Below are 1,047 nucleotides of genomic sequence, written 5' to 3'. Positions count from 1 at the left end.
TATCTGCTGCCAGTAATCAAATAGATTGATTACCAACAACAGATATTTTAGAACCCTGAATTGTCATTGTGTGGTGGCATTCGGTCTGATCCTTTTTACGTGGTCTGGGCGAGGCGAATTGATTTACAAAAAGAGCCAACCACGCTATAGTTAATTGTGCACAACTAATTAACTTGTGGTTGGCAAGAAAGAGGGAAATGAATGATGGAAATCACGATTAAAGAAGCAGCGAAGGCATACTTGGATGCGCATGTTCAGCCAGGTAGCGTGTTGTTATTAACCACCGATGATGGTTCCAATCGGTATTCCACGGTGGGTGGCACCTGTGCGATCGGTGATAAATTCCAATTTGTCGCCTTGACAGATGCGGATCCGGACTACCCCATTTCTGTAACGAACAATGCCGGCTTGACCATCAAGACCAATGCCGATACCGAACTGTATCTGAGCAATGGCCTGATCCTGGATCGCGTCTTCAATCAGCTCGCCCTGCGCGATGATAGCGGCGTCCTCGACAGCGCAGTGGGTCTGATCACCTACACGGCGGCCGAAAAATCAAAATTAGATCTCAAAAAGGAAATGCAAACGTTGGGCACACGCATCTGTTAACAAAACCCTGTCCGCAAGCTGACCAGGTGGGGACTAAATTGGTGTTAGCCTTCACCTGCGGTTGCCAAAGATTCCGCCTGCTGTGGGGACCGCCTGCGGCCTGAGAAGCGGTCCTCCGGCTCGGTTTGAAGCCTGACAAAAAACGTCAGTCTCCAAACACGTCCCACGCTGTAAGCCGAAAGTCATCGGCTAACACCGTCGTCACGTCTGGCTCCATCTTTGGCCACCTCCGGTTATGATCGTTTTTAACCACGATGTCAGTGTGCGGACCGCTAGTGTTGAACGGTGTTTGTCTCCAGTATTTGATGACAATCTATGTAGCCGTGAGTGAGCTAAATTTGGGCTCAGCCGTGGGATTTTCCAAGCGGGCTACTTGGAAAATGGCGCCTTTGAGACGCTAATTTTTCGGCTCAAAGCGAGGTCCGAGACCGCTCTTGA

At 49.7% G+C, this 1,047-nt stretch carries 1 protein-coding gene; it reads left to right on the top strand.

Annotated features, from left to right (window positions below; all coding sequences use genetic code 11):
- Positions 1-201: 201 nt before the first annotated feature.
- Entirely contained in the window at positions 202-609 is a 408-nt protein-coding gene (locus FD28_RS06660; RefSeq protein WP_235806864.1) for an iron-sulfur cluster biosynthesis family protein, read from the top strand.
- Positions 610-1,047: the final 438 nt, after the last annotated feature.

Source organism: Levilactobacillus hammesii DSM 16381 (genome assembly GCF_001434395.1).
GTDB lineage: Bacteria > Bacillota > Bacilli > Lactobacillales > Lactobacillaceae > Levilactobacillus > Levilactobacillus hammesii.
The sequence above is the reverse complement of the archived record's forward strand: the minus strand, read 5'-3'. Positions and strand labels throughout refer to the sequence as shown.

What these genes read in the sequence shown, in the direction of transcription:
- FD28_RS06660 (WP_235806864.1), top strand. Translation starts at nt 202, where the DNA reads ATGATGGAAATCACGATTAAAGAAGCAGCGAAGGCATACTTGGATGCG.